Origin of the sequence: Streptomyces sp. NPDC057424, assembly GCF_042803315.1 — a bacterium.
Classification (GTDB): domain Bacteria; phylum Actinomycetota; class Actinomycetes; order Streptomycetales; family Streptomycetaceae; genus Streptomyces.
Genome location: NZ_JBHVCP010000003.1, coordinates 153428 through 166696, shown reverse-complemented (window position 1 = coordinate 166696; position 13269 = coordinate 153428). Strand labels below are relative to the sequence as shown.

The 13269-nt window shown below is 73.3% G+C and carries 13 protein-coding genes; 9 read left to right on the top strand and 4 right to left on the bottom strand.

From position 1 onward, the window contains the following. Nucleotides 1-49: 49 nt before the first annotated feature. Nucleotides 50-589, top strand: coding sequence for a hypothetical protein (locus ACFU3E_RS04625; protein ID WP_384151958.1), 540 nt, complete (start codon nucleotides 50-52; stop codon nucleotides 587-589). A 77-nt stretch (nucleotides 590-666) separates the two neighbouring features. Here the strand turns inward: ACFU3E_RS04625 and ACFU3E_RS04620 are convergent, their stop codons facing one another. After that, nucleotides 667-1218: a PadR family transcriptional regulator gene (locus ACFU3E_RS04620; RefSeq protein WP_384151955.1), complete on the bottom strand. Its 552-nt coding sequence runs from the start codon at nucleotides 1216-1218 to the stop codon at nucleotides 667-669. 28 nt (nucleotides 1219-1246) lie between these two features. Further along, nucleotides 1247-3262, bottom strand: a complete 2016-nt coding sequence (locus ACFU3E_RS04615; RefSeq protein ID WP_384151952.1) for an FAD-dependent oxidoreductase — start codon at nucleotides 3260-3262, stop codon at nucleotides 1247-1249. Nucleotides 3263-3372: 110 nt separating this feature from the next. Between ACFU3E_RS04615 and ACFU3E_RS04610 the strand changes: the two genes are divergently transcribed. After that, nucleotides 3373-3597 carry a hypothetical protein gene (locus ACFU3E_RS04610; RefSeq protein ID WP_384151949.1) on the top strand — a complete coding sequence of 75 codons (225 nt, stop codon included), beginning with the start codon at nucleotides 3373-3375 and terminating at the stop codon, nucleotides 3595-3597. 163 nt (nucleotides 3598-3760) lie between these two features. Next, on the top strand, nucleotides 3761-4069 hold the full coding sequence (locus ACFU3E_RS04605) for a hypothetical protein (RefSeq protein WP_384151946.1): 309 nt from the start codon (nucleotides 3761-3763) through the stop codon (nucleotides 4067-4069). 391 nt (nucleotides 4070-4460) lie between these two features. On the opposite strand, the gene ACFU3E_RS04600 is transcribed toward ACFU3E_RS04605, so the two are convergent. Further along, entirely contained in the window at nucleotides 4461-4829 is a 369-nt protein-coding gene (locus ACFU3E_RS04600; protein ID WP_384152253.1) for a hypothetical protein, read from the bottom strand. Nucleotides 4830-5078: 249 nt separating this feature from the next. Here ACFU3E_RS04600 and ACFU3E_RS04595 point away from each other — a divergent pair, with 249 nt between their 5' ends. Beyond that, complete coding sequence (locus tag ACFU3E_RS04595) at nucleotides 5079-7157, top strand: SpoIIE family protein phosphatase (RefSeq protein WP_384151943.1); 2079 nt, start codon at nucleotides 5079-5081, stop codon at nucleotides 7155-7157. 13 nt (nucleotides 7158-7170) lie between these two features. On the opposite strand, the gene ACFU3E_RS04590 is transcribed toward ACFU3E_RS04595, so the two are convergent. Continuing rightward, the gene (locus ACFU3E_RS04590) at nucleotides 7171-7974 is read right to left on the bottom strand and encodes a putative protein N(5)-glutamine methyltransferase (RefSeq protein WP_384151940.1); all 804 of its coding nucleotides are present in this window, start codon (nucleotides 7972-7974) and stop codon (nucleotides 7171-7173) included. Nucleotides 7975-8602: 628 nt separating this feature from the next. Between ACFU3E_RS04590 and ACFU3E_RS04585 the strand changes: the two genes are divergently transcribed. From ACFU3E_RS04585 to ACFU3E_RS04565, 5 genes are all read left to right on the top strand, one after another. Beyond that, complete coding sequence (locus ACFU3E_RS04585; RefSeq protein ID WP_384151937.1) at nucleotides 8603-9208, top strand: sulfite oxidase-like oxidoreductase; 606 nt, start codon at nucleotides 8603-8605, stop codon at nucleotides 9206-9208. Then, entirely contained in the window at nucleotides 9201-9956 is a 756-nt protein-coding gene (locus ACFU3E_RS04580; RefSeq protein WP_384151934.1) for a ferredoxin reductase, read from the top strand. Before ACFU3E_RS04585 ends, ACFU3E_RS04580 begins: the two co-directional genes overlap by 8 nt. Nucleotides 9957-10140: 184 nt before the next feature. Continuing rightward, nucleotides 10141-10725 carry a hypothetical protein gene (locus tag ACFU3E_RS04575; protein ID WP_384151931.1) on the top strand — a complete coding sequence of 195 codons (585 nt, stop codon included), beginning with the start codon at nucleotides 10141-10143 and terminating at the stop codon, nucleotides 10723-10725. Nucleotides 10726-10977: 252 nt separating this feature from the next. Beyond that, nucleotides 10978-11946, top strand: coding sequence for an acetylxylan esterase (locus ACFU3E_RS04570; RefSeq protein WP_384151928.1), 969 nt, complete (start codon nucleotides 10978-10980; stop codon nucleotides 11944-11946). Nucleotides 11947-12058: 112 nt separating this feature from the next. After that, the gene (locus ACFU3E_RS04565) at nucleotides 12059-13225 is read left to right on the top strand and encodes a serine hydrolase domain-containing protein (protein WP_384151925.1); all 1167 of its coding nucleotides are present in this window, start codon (nucleotides 12059-12061) and stop codon (nucleotides 13223-13225) included. Nucleotides 13226-13269 lie beyond the last annotated feature (44 nt).

The window sequence follows — 13269 nt, the reverse complement described above, 5'->3', positions numbered from 1 at the left end:
GGCGGCGCAAGGGATGTACCGCCAACCGTGCCGCCGGAGGGCAGTCCACATGCGCAACTCATCGTCAGTTTCCCGCTCCGGCCTGACCGTGGCAGTCGCCGCGCTGCCCCTCGCCCTGGCCGCGGTGCCCGCTGTCGCGGGCCCGGGTATCTCCGTGAGCACCACGGGGTCCACGGTGTCGGTCACGACCAGCACGTGCACCCAGATCAACGGCAGCTGGGGCACCGCCTCGCTCCTCACCAGCAGTCAGGGCAGTTTCGCCCAGGGCCGCCAGGTGACACTGTCGGGGACGTCCACGAGTCAGTCCGCCGCCTGGTCGAACGTCACACCGGGCACCTACACGGTCATCGTCGTCTGCTCGGACGGCACCACCGCGGGCACGCAGTCCGTCGTGGTCTCCACCGCCCCCTCACCCTCGCGGTCCGTGACCCCCTCGGCCTCGCCGTCCCGCGGTGTCATGGGCGGGGTCGGCGGGTCCTCGACGGACTACGGCACCGTCACGCTGGTGGCCGGCGGCACGCTGGTCGGATCGGGTCTGCTCGCGACAGCCTGGTACCTGCGCCGGCGCAACAAGCCGCACCGGCTCTGATCCGGTGCGGACGGCGGCCCGCCCCTTCCGAAGCGCTCCGGTCGGGCGGGTCGCCGCCCTGACGCGGTCCGGTGCGGTCAGGCCGGTTCGCCGTCCGGGAGTTCGGCGAAGTCCGCGAGGGCGCGCCTGAGCCACTGGGTCCAGAAGGTCTCCAGATCGATGCCGGCCTGCAGCACGAGATGCCGCAGCCGGTCCTCGGTGCCGTCCCGGCCGGGCGGGAAGTCCCGCCTCTCGATCTCCTCGTACTCCGCGAGCTGCCGTTCGTGCAGCTCCAGATGGCGTCGCAGATCCGCCTCCAGGCCCGCCGTGCCGACCACGGCCGCCGCCCTGAGCCGCAACAGCAGTGCGTCGCGGTGCGGCTTGGGATCCTGGGAGGCGGAGGTCCAGCGGGCCAGTTCGGCGCGGCCCGTCGGCAGGACCTCGTAGCTCTTCTTCTGTCCACGGGCCGGCTGCTCGGACGGCAGCGCCCTGATGAGGCCGTCGGCCTCCAGTCTCCCGAGCTCGCGATAGATCTGCTGGTGCGTCGCCGACCAGAAGTAGCCGATCGACCGGTCGAACCGGCGGGTCAGATCCAGGCCCGACGACGGTTTCTCGAGCAGGGCGGTGAGGATCGCGTGCGGGAGTGACATGGCCTCATCCTAAGGACGGGTTCCCGCCCTACAGGGCGGCCGCGAGCTCGGTGCCCTGCTTGATGGCGCGCTTGGCGTCCAGCTCGGCGGCCACGTCGGCACCGCCGATGAGGTGGGCGCTGCACCCGGCGGCGAGCAGGTCCTCGTACAGGCCGCGGCGCGGCTCCTGGCCCGTGCACAGCACGATCGTGTCGACCTCCAGCACCGTGCTCTCCTCGCCGACGGTGATGTGCAGTCCGGCGTCGTCGATCCGGTCGTAGCGCACGCCCGGGACCATGGTGACGCCGCGGTGCTTGAGCTCGGTGCGGTGGATCCAGCCGGTGGTCTTGCCGAGACCGGCGCCGACCTTGGACGTCTTGCGCTGGAGCAGGTGCACGGTGCGCGGCGGGGCGGGCCGCTCGGGCGCGGCGAGGCCGCCGGGGCCGCGGTAGTCGAGGTCGACGCCCCATTGCCGGAAGTACGTCGCCGGGTCCTCGTGCGCCTTGTCGCCGCCGTCGGTGAGGAACTCGGCGACGTCGAAGCCGATGCCACCCGCGCCGAGGATCGCGACCCGGTCGCCCACCGGGGCGCCGTCGCGCAGGACGTCGAGGTAGCCCACGACGCTCGGGTGGTCGGCACCGGGGATCCCGGGGGTGCGCGGGGTGACGCCGGTGGCGACCACGACCTCGTCGAAACCGTCGACGTCCGCGACCGTGACCAGGGTGTTCAGCCGGATGTCGACGCCGTGCCAGTCGAGCTGGGTGCGGAAGTAGCGGAGCGTCTCGTCGAACTCCTGCTTGCCGGGGACCTTGCGGGCGACGTTGAGCTGGCCACCGATCTCGCTCGCCGCGTCGAACAACGTCACGTCGTGCCCGCGTTCGGCGGCGGAGACGGCGCAGGCGAGTCCGGCCGGGCCCGCGCCGACGACGGCGACGCGCTTGCGCAGCCGGGTCGGGGAGAGGACGAGCTCGGTCTCGTGGCAGGCGCGTGGGTTGACCAGGCAGGAGGTGATCAGGCCGCTGAAGGTGTGGTCGAGGCAGGCCTGGTTGCAGCCGATGCAGGTGTTGATCGCCTCGGGCCTGCCGGCCGCGGCCTTGATGACGAAGTCGGGGTCGGCGAGCATCGGACGGGCCATCGACACCATGTCGGCGGCGCCCTCGGCGAGCAGTTCCTCGGCGAGTTCGGGAGTGTTGATGCGGTTGGTGGTGACGAGCGGGACGGACACCTCGCCCATGAGCCGCTTGGTCACCCAGGTGTACGCGCCGCGCGGCACGGAGGTCGCGATGGTGGGGATACGGGCCTCGTGCCAGCCGATGCCGGTGTTGATGATCGTCGCCCCGGCGGCCTCGACGGCCTTGGCGAGGGTGACGACCTCGTCGAGCGTCGAGCCGCCCGGGACGAGGTCGAGCATGGACAGCCGGTAGATGACGATGAAGTCCTCGCCGACCGCCTCGCGCACCCGCCGCACGATCTCCAGCGGGAAGCGCGTGCGGTTCTCGTAGGAGCCGCCCCAGCGGTCGGAGCGCTGGTTGGTCTGCAGGGCGATGAACTCGTTGACGAGGTAGCCCTCGGAGCCCATGATCTCGACGCCGTCGTAGCCGGCCTGCCGGGCGAGGCGGGCGGCGCGGGCGTAGTCGTCGATCGTCCGCTCGATGTCGGCGTCGGTGAGCTCACGGGGCGGGAAGGGGCTGATCGGTGCCTGGACCGGGCTCGGCGCGACGAGGTCCCGGTGGTAGGCGTAGCGGCCGAAGTGGAGGATCTGCATCGCGATCCGCCCGCCCGCCTGGTGCACGGCGTCGGTGATGACCCGGTGCTGCCCGGCCTCCGCCTCGGTGGTGAGCTTGGCGCCGCCCTCGTAGGGCCGCCCCTCGTCGTTGGGGGCGATGCCGCCGGTGACGATCAGGCCCACTCCCCCGCGGGCGCGGGCGGCGTAGAAGGCGGCCATGCGCGCGAAGCCGCCCTCGGCCTCCTCCAGGCCGACGTGCATGGAGCCCATGAGGACCCGGTTGGGCAGGGTCGTGAAGCCCAGGTCGAGGGGGGTCAGCAGGTGCGGGTAACGGCTCATCGGGCCCTCCGTGCGCGGTGTCGTGCCTGTAGTTGTAGAGGACTACCGAGGGTTTATGCAACTAGTTGCACAAGGTGATGGCGGGCACAGTAGGGCCATGACCAGGGGCCATGGGCCGCTCCGCCGTTGGGAGCCTCGCCGGTGAGCTGATCCGCCACCCGGGCCGGGCCGGCCTCGACGACCACGAACCCGTGCTGGCGGCGGTTCCGAAGGGCTGGCTCGCCGGTCACGGACTGCCGTACCGCCGACTGCACGACGACGCCGACCGCCCGGTCGCACCTGATGGAGATCGCCGGCGGCCGGCCCGGTCCCTGGGGGCGCTGACGCCTGGGTGAGCACCGCGCCGTACGGCGGCGAGACGGCCTGGCCCTTCCCGCCGCGTGGACGTCGACGGCCGGCCGCGGGGCCGAAACGCGGCCGGCTCGAAAGTCGCCGCCGCCCCGTTCCGCCACATCGCGGCCGAGCTGCGCGGCGGGCTCGCGGTGCTGCTCGGCGCCGATGGGCGCACGGAGGGCTCCGGGGGCGCCCCGGCCGTATCTCGCCGACCCGGACGCGGTCCGCCCGGCCGGGGTGATGATCGGCTCCCCGGGTCTCGACGAGGTCGTCGGCGGGCGCGGGCCGTGGCGGGCCGGGATCGCCGTGCACGGGACGTCGGGGCACTCCGGGTCGCGCCGGACGGCGGTCGGTGCGGTGTCGCGAGCGGCGCATCTGGTACGGCTGCTGGACACGGGCCCGCCCGCTGCCCGGGGTGAGCGGGGTGTTCCCGCTGCCGCCGGAGGTCACGGTGACCTACTGCCCCGGCGGTGAGGGCGTCTCCGCCGCCCCGCACCGGTGCGAGGTCGGCGTGGACGTCCGCACCGCGCCCGGGCTTCCGCGCCCGCGCCGCCGAGGACCTGGTCCGGGCGGCGGTGGCGGAGCTGGACGCGGCGCCGCCCGCCCCGCGGGCCGACCGAGGTCACTGCGGTGGCCTCCTGGCCGCCGTGCCGGCCGGCCGAGGACGAGCAGCCGGCCACCGCGCTCCGGCCATCGGCGATCTCCCGGCCCGCGGGGGGGGGCATCGCGGCCGCGGCCGGCTGCGGCCTGCCGCACGAGGGGCTCCACGGTGTGGACGCAGCCCCCGTGCACCCGGCGGACCTGCCCGTGGTGCACGCCGTCTACCGGCGGGCCGGGCTCGGTCTGCTGACGAAGCGAGGGGCGGTCACCGGCTCTGCAGTCGCACGTGCAGTTCCTTCTCCTGGTCGCCGGAGACCGTGCTCAGATCGTGCACGTCGAACAGCGCGTCCAGGGTCGTGCGGAACCGTTCGATCGCCCAGTAGCCGCCGTGCAGGTCGGCTTCGACGGAGGACGACAGGTGAACCGGTCGCGCGCCCTCGTGCTCGTCGGCGACGTCGAAGGTGCCGAGCCACACGGTCGGGCGGGTCGCGTGCAGGTCCTCGGGCACGTCGTCGGCGCACCGGTCGGACTCGAAGCAGGAGCACAGCGCGTCGAACACGATCCGGGCGTCCTGCTTGCTGCACCCGCTGATCTCCACCGAGACGGAGTGGGGGTGCGGTCGCTCCTGGTTCATCACCATCGTGATCGCTCCTCTCGTGGCCACCGGATGCCGTATCCATCCCTACCCCAGCAAAGCACCACCTTCCGGCGAGCACTACCGGCGTGCCCCGCTGCCGGTGACGGGTTTGCGGAGCGGCCCGCGCCGTGTCGGGAGATGGTGGAAGGTGACGGAAGGGGCCTTCGAGAAGCGGCTCCGCGCGGTAGAACATGGGGTGTCGGCACACGACGGCGTGCCGTGAGGACGGCGAAGGCGGGGCGTGGGATGAGTGCAGCCGGGGCTCCCGAGTCCGAGGGCGGCGGTCCGGTGCGCGGATCGGCGCGCCCGAGCGGGCTGCTGGACGAGCTGCGCGTGGCCTCGGTGGTCCTGGACACCGAGGGCCGCATCGTGCTGTGGAGCCCGCAGGCCGAGGAGCTGTTCGGGTACGAGGCGCGGGAGGCGCTCGGACAGTACGCCGCCCGGATCATGGTGCACGAGCAGCACATCGACCTCGTGGTCAAACTCTTCGCCGACGTCATGGGCACCGGGCAGAGCTGGGCAGGGGCCTTCCCGATCCGCCGCAAGGACGGCGGAACGCGGCTCGTGGAGTTCCGCAACATGCGGCTGCTGGACGACCAGGGCGACGTCTACGCACTGGGGCTGTGCGCCGACCAGACGACCGTGCACCGGCTGGAGCGGGAGGTGGCGCTGTCGACGCGGATGATCGCGCAGTCCCCGACCGGGCTGGCCGTACTGGACACCGAACTGCGGTACGTCTCGGTCAACGCGGCGCTGGAGGAGATCAACGGCGTGCCGGCCGAGGAACACCTGGGCCGCACGGCCCGCGAGGTGGTGCCCCGCATGGACGTCGACGCCCTGGAGGCCGCCGCGCGCGGGGTGCTGGAGACCGGGCGGCCGGTCGTCGACCAGTCCACGATCGGCCGCACCCCGGCCGACCCGCACCAGGACCACGCCTGGTCGATCTCGCTGTACCGGCTGGAGAACGCCTTCGGGACCGTGCTGGGCGTGGCCGTCTCGATCGTCGACGTCACCGAGCAGTACCGGGCGGGCATCGAGGCCGAGTCCGCGCGCCGGCGGCTGGCTCTGATCGCCGACGCCTCGGGCCGGATCGGCACCACGCTGGACCTCGACCAGACGGCCCGCGAGCTGGCCGACGTGGCCGTGCCGGAGCTCGCCGACATCGCGGCCGTCGACCTGCTGGACGCGGTCGTGCAGGGCCGTCGCACCAGCCTGGGCCCCGCCGAGGCCGCCGTGATCCGCGCGCTGGCGGTGCAGGGCTACGACTCCGCCGAGGCGCTGGAGGCGGCCGACCCTCCCGGGCAGGTCGCCCGGTACGCCCCCGACCGGCTCGTCACCCGGTGCGTGCGCACCGCGAGCCCCGTGATGCTGCCGGAGGTAAAGGACGAGGACCTGGACCACATCGCCCGTTCCTCCGAGGCGGCCGAGCTGCTGGGGCGGGCGGGGGTGCACTCCTACCTGGCGGTGCCGCTGATCGCGCGCGGCGAGGTGCTGGGCGCCCTGGACCTCAAGCGCACCCGCAATCCGCTGCCGTTCAGCGAGGACGACCTGCTGCTGGCGCGCGAGCTGGCCGCCCGGGCCGCCGTGCAGATCGACAACGCCCGCTGGTACCAGAGCGCCCGGGAGACCGCGCTCACCCTGCAGCGCAGCCTGCTGCCCAGCCATCCGCCGGTGACGGGCGGGCTGGAGGTCGCCTCCCGCTACCAGCCGGCCGGGGCCACGAGTGAGGTGGGCGGCGACTGGTTCGACGTCATCCCGCTGGACGGCGGCAAGACGGCGCTCGTCGTGGGCGATGTGATGGGCAGCGGCATCCCCGCTGCGGCGGCCATGGGGCGGCTGCGCACGGCGACCAACACCCTCGCCTCCCTCGACCTCGATCCGAATGTGCTCCTGGAGCACCTCGACAAGATCACCGCAGGGCTCGAACAGACCATCGCCACCTGTGTCTACGCCGTTCACGACCCGCATCTGCGGCAGTGCCGGATCGCCAACGCCGGGCATCTGCCCCCGGTGCGCGTCCGGCCCGGCCGGCCGCCGGAGCTGCTCGACCTGCCGACCGGGGTGCCGCTCGGCGTGGGCGGAGTCGCCTTCTCCACGACCACCGTCGACCTCGAGCCGGGCGACCGGCTGGTGTTCTACACCGACGGGCTCGTCGAGACCCGGCGCGACCCCCTCGACGAACGGCTCGACACGTTGCTGTCCCTGCTCGACGGGCCCGACCGGCCGCTGGAGGACGTCTGCGACCTGCTGCTGCGCACGCTGCACGAGCCGGACAACTTCGACGACGTGGCACTGCTCATCGCGCGGGCGATCCCGCCCGGGTGAGGGCCTGAGGCCCCTACCGTCGCACGCCGATCACCACATGGGCGTACAGCTCCTCCGACACGGCCTGCTGTGTCACCAGGCCGGTGCGTTCGAAGGCCTCGGCGGCGGCCGGGGCCTGGTGCCGGCTCGTCTCCACCAGCACGCAGCCACCGGGCGCGAGCCAGCGGGGCGCCTCGGCCGCGACCCGGCGCAGCACGTCGAGGCCGTCCGTGCCGCCGTCGAGGGCGGCCGGCGGCTCGTGGTCACGGGCCTCCTGCGGCAGCAGGCCGATCTCGTCGCTGGGCACGTACGGCACGTTGGCCGCGAGGATTCCGACGCGTCCGCGCAGCGCGACGGGCAGCGCCTCGAACAGATCGCCCTCGTGGACATGGCCGCCGACGGCGGCGATGTTGCCGCGAGCGCACCGTACGGCGGCCGGGTCGATGTCGGAGGCGTGCAGTTCGACGCGGCCGAGTGCCGCGGCCAGCGCCGCTCCCACGGCACCCGAGCCGCAGCACAGGTCCACGACGACGGTGGACCCCGGCCCCCGCGCCAGGGCCTGCTCCACCAGGAACTCGGTGCGCCGGCGGGGCACGAAGACGCCCGGTTCGACGGCGATGCGCAGCCCCCGGAACTCGGCCCAGCCGACGACGAGTTCGAGGGGCAGGCCCGCCACACGGCGCTCGACCATGGCAGCGGCCTCGGCCGGGGTGCGCGCGGTGGCGAAGATCAACTCGGCCTCGTCCTCGGCGAAGACGCACCCCGCGGTGCGCAGCGTGGAGACGACGGAGTCACGGGACGGCGGCATGGCAGGGGGGACGGCAGACACAGACGGCATGGAAGCCCAGAGCCTTTCGGGAACCGAAGGGCGCTCCGGCGATCGCCTACGACCGGCGATCGGCGCGACGTCGAGAGGAGAGCACCCGAGCTGACACAGCGGTAATGGGTCTCACCTCCTCGGCTTCCTTGACGGCCAGGTCTCTCCCCGGCCGGACGGCAACCCTACCCGACGGGCCGGCCGCCCGGTACGGCGATCGTGACACCGTCCCGTCAAGTAGTGGGGTTACGCAGCCATAGGAGGAGCCGAGCAGCACCGTGGTGAGGGAGATCCCTCACACACGGCCGACGCCGTGGAGAGCATGCAGCCGAGATGACGGTCTTCGCCCGCCGCCCCCGGCCGCGGCGGGCCGGCGCGGCCAGGGGGCTGCACCTGGCACAGGCCGCGCGGCACATCCTGGCCCAGGTCACCGAGAGCCCGCCGGGCGGCCTTCCGGGAGCGTCTGGCGCAGTGGCCGGCGGAGGACGTGACGCGGTTCGCCGAGTGCCTGGTGCGTTACTACGCCGGGACCGGCCCCGACCGGCCCCGACCGGCGGGACCAGGGGGCACTGCACGTACGGTTGCATACGACATCACTGATGACCCGTTCCGGCGGAGCAGCGCCGGACCGGCCCGGAGGCACCACCGCATGCACATCACCCGAGGCTTCACCGGGCGCCCACGCGTCGACGACCCCGGTCTGCCGCCCGGCCAGTACGACGCGGGCGACGACTGGCCCGTCCTGTCCGCCGAGGTCACTCCCGAGCTGGCACCCGCCGACTGGACGTTCCGTATCGACGGTCTGGTGGACGAGCCCCGCACCTGGGGCTGGGAGGAGGCGCACCGGTTGCCGCCGTCGGCGTACGAGGGCGCCATCCACTGCGTGACGAGCTGGTCGAAGTTCGGGGTGCGGTTCGCGGGCGTGTCCCTGGACGCGTTCCTGGATGTGGCGCGGCCCCATGGGTCGGCCACCCATGCCGTCGCCTACTCGCACACCGGCTACACGGCGAACCTCCCGCTCGCCGACCTCACCGGCGGGCGCGCCTGGATCGCCTGGGAGTACGACGGCAGGCCCCTCGCCCCCGAGCACGGTGGCCCGGCACGACTGCTGGTGCCGCACCTGTACTTCTGGAAGAGCGCCAAGTGGATCGCGGGCCTGCGGATCCTCGACCACGACGAGCCGGGCTTCTGGGAGCGCAACGGCTATCACGGGCGGGGCAACCCCTGGGAGGAGCAGAGGTACTCCGGTGACTGAGACCTTCGTGCCCCCCACGCGGTTCGCCGTGCCCGGGCGTATCGCCGTGAACGGGCAGGCCGCGTCGGAGTGGCAGACCGCCACGGTCACCGGGATCCGCCGTGAGACCCCGCGCGTGGCCACGTTCCGGCTCGCGGTGCCCGGCTGGCCGGGGCACCTGCCCGGCCAGCACCTGATGGTGCGGCTGACCGCCGAGGACGGTTACGCGGCCCAGCGGCACTACTCGATCGCGTCCGCGCCGGACGACTCCGGGCAGGTCGAGCTGACCCTGGATCACATCGAGGGCGGCGAGGTGTCGGGCTGGTTCCACACCGTCGCCCGGCCCGGCGACCGGGTGGAGGTGCGGGGTCCGGTGAGCGGGTTCTTCGCCTGGCCCGGCGACCGGCCCGCGCTGCTCATCGGCGCCGGCTCCGGCGTCGTACCGCTGATGTCGATGATCCGGCACCACCGGGCGCGGAACCTGACCGTGCCGCTGCGGCTGGTGGTGTCCGCGCGCAGCCCCGAGGAGCTCGTCTACGCCCGTGAGTTGGGCGCGGAGACGATCCCCGTCTTCACCCGGAGCGCGCCGGAGGGTGTGGCGGTCGGACGTATGGCGGCCGCACATGTGGCGCCACTCCTGGCCGAGCAGCCTCCCGGTGGGTGGGAGGCCTATGTGTGCGGTTCCAACTCCTTCGCCGAGCACGCCGCCCGGCTGCTCGTGACGGCCGGTCAGCCGGTGGACCGGATCCGCATCGAGCGCTTCGGCTGACACCGGTGTTTCGCCGCGGGCGCAGCCGCTCCGGTTGTGCGCACAGCCACGGGGCGATCGTGGGGCGCCGGTAGGGGTACTCCGTCCCCGTGAGGGCACTCGCACGCCTGACGTGATGCCGAGGGAGCGGCGCGCACCGCGCGGCCGGTCCGGCCCTCGGCCGGGTGACGGCGGGGAGGTGGACATGCGAACCCGGGTGCGCGGCTGGCGTTGGCGGCGCAGTCCGCTGCGGCGTCGGTCGGATGTCGTGGAAGCGTGGACGCTGCTGGTGGTCGCCGTCCTCATTCTCGTGGGCGCGCCCGTGGCCGGGACGGCCGCCGCCCGGTGGGCTCATGGCGAGGCGCGGTCGCTGTCGATGGAGCAGCGGGCCGAGCGGCACCGCGTCCGGGCCGAGGTGGTCGGCAGGAGCGGCGGCTCACTGCCGTCGGCCCAGGCGGGCAGGCAGCACGCGTACCGGGCGACCGTGCGCTGGACGGAACCCGGCGAGGGCACGCGCACCGCGACGGCTCGGGTTCCGGCCGACACCGGGCAGGGCGAGACCGTGAACGTCTGGTTCGACGACCGGGGCCGGAGTGTGCTGCCGCCGGTGAGCGAGACGGCGGTCCGGCAGCACACCCTCACCGTCGGTACCTGCGCCGCGGGCGGTGCGGTGCTCGTGGTTCTCTGCGGCCACTTCCTCGTCCGCCGGGTGGCGCTGCGCCGCCGGCTCGCCGAGTGGGACCGGGCATGGGCCCGTACCGAACCGCAGTGGACACACCGCCGCGCGTGAGGCGCCGTAGCGGACATCCGGACGGCCGCGCTCGCCGACGCGCTCCAGGTGACCCGACCACCCGCGCCTACCCCTCCCCCCGGCATCCTCCGGCGCATTTGCACTCCATGCCTATGACCTGCGCACCATCCACCGCGAGCGGTCGGCGCGCCGGAGATGGACCAGAACAGACCCTGGCCAGTCCTCCGACCACTCACGTAGTGTGATCATCACCTTGCTCCTGTAGCTGCTTCTCATCCAAGGCGGTCCTGCATGGCCCTGTTCGACCTTCCGCTCGACGAACTCCGCGACTACCGCAGCGCGGCCACCGAGCCCGAGGACTTCGACGCGTTCTGGTCCAGGACCCTCCAGGATGCGCGCCGGCACGATCTGGACGCGCGCTTCGAACCGGTCGACACGGGCCTGTCCACCGTGCAGGTGTTCGACGTGACGTTCGCCGGTTTCGGCGGTCATCCGGTCAAGGGCTGGCTGACGCTCCCGGCCGGGGCGGACGGTCCGCTGCCGCTGGTCGTGGAGTTCATCGGCTACGGGGGTGGGCGCGGACTCCCGCACGAGCACCTGCTGTGGGCGTCCTCCGGGCGGGCGCACTTCGTGATGGACACCCGTGGGCAGGGCAGCGCCTGGGGCGGGGGCGGCGGCACGCCTGACCCGGTGGGAGGTGCGCCCGCGTACCCCGGCTTCATGACGCGCGGCATCGACGCCCCGGAGAACTACTACTACCGCCGGGTCTTCACGGACGCGGTGCGTGCCGTCGAGGCGGCCCGCTCGCACCCGCTCACCGACCCGGCGCGCACGGTGGCCGTGGGTGCCAGCCAGGGCGGCGGCATCACGATCGCGGTCGGCGGTCTGGTCCCGGACCTGGCGGGCATCGCGCCGGACGTGCCGTTCCTGTGCGACTTCCCGCGCGCGGCGACGATCACGGACCGGCACCCGTACCGGGAGATCGGCCTCTACCTCAAGACACACCGCGGCCGTACCGAGGACGCCCTGCGCACGGTGTCCTACTTCGACGGCGTCCACTTCGCCGCCCGCGGCCGGGCCCCCGCGCTCTTCTCGGCCGCCCTGGAGGACCAGACCTGTCCGCCCTCGACCGTCTTCGCGGCCTTCAACGCCTGGGGCCATGAGGACAAGACGATCGAGGTCTACGACTTCAACGACCACGAGGGCGGCGGCCCCTTCCAGCAGGCCGCGAAGTTGCGCTGGATGCGCTCGTACACCTGATCCGGCCGTTCACAACCGGCGGACTTCCCCCCGGTCCGACCAGTCGGTACGTTCTTCGCGCCCGGACCGCGACGCGGCGGCCCGGGCCGGAGTCGGTCGGCGGAGGGGGCTCATGTCCGGGAACGAGGCACAGGTGCACGGTCACTGCGACGTGCGGTTCACGGCGGTACGCAGGGCGTTCGAGGAGAACTTCCGGGAGCGGGGAGAACTGGGCGCCGCGGTGGCCGTCACCGCCGGCGGCGAGACCGTGGTGGATCTGTGGGGCGGCTGGACGGACGCGGGCCGCTGCCGCCCGTGGGAACGGGACACGCTGGTCAACGTGTGGTCCACGTCCAAGGGGCCGGTGGCGCTGTGCGCGCACATCCTCGCCGACCGGGGACTGCTGGACCTGGACGCGCCGGTGGCCGTGTACTGGCCGGAGTTCGCCGCCGCGGGCAAGGAGAAGGTCCTCGTACGGCACCTGTTGTCCCACCGCGCCGGGCTGGCCGGTCTGCGTGAGCCGCATTCGCTGGAGCAGCTCTGCGACTGGGAGCTGACCACGCAGCGGCTCGCGGCGACCGAGCCCTGGTGGGAACCGGGCACCCGGTCCGGCTATCACGCACTGACCTACGGCCACCTCGTCGGCGAGGTCGTACGCCGGGTCTCGGGGCTGCGGCCGGGGGCCTTCCTGGCGCGGGAGGTGACGGGGCCGCTCGGCATCGACTTCCGCATCGGCCTGCTGGAGCAGGACGTCGGCCGGGTGGCCGAGCTGGTCCAGCCGGCGGTCACGGCGAGCAATGAACAGGCCGCGGTCTTCGCCCAGTTGGCGCCCGCGGCCGTTGCAGCGCTGACCAACCCGGCGGTGTCCGCCGCCGAGGCCGGCACCCCCGGGTGGCGGGCCGCGGAGATCCCCGCGGCGAACGGGCACGGCACCGCGCGTGCCGTCGCCGCGCTGTACGGCGTCTTCGCGGGCCGCGGCTCGTTCGACGGCCACCGTCTGATGTCCCCCTACTCGGCCGAGCGGGTGCGTGAGGGGCAGGGCAGCTGCCGGGACCTGGTGCTCGGCGCCGGGTTCGAGCACGAGACGGAGGTGGGGCTCGGGCTCTGGCTCAGCGGACCCGACGGCTCGTACGGACCCAACCCGCGCGCTTTCGGGCACGACGGCTTCGGCGGCTCCTGCGGTCTCGCCGACCCGGAGGCGCAAGTGTCGCTGGGCTATGTGATGAACCGGATGGGGCCCCGTATCGCCAACGACCCGCGGAAGATGGCGCTGATCGACGCCCTGTACGGCGCGTTGTGAGAGGCGGGCGCGGGAGGGCCGGTTTCGGCCGAACCGCACGGCCA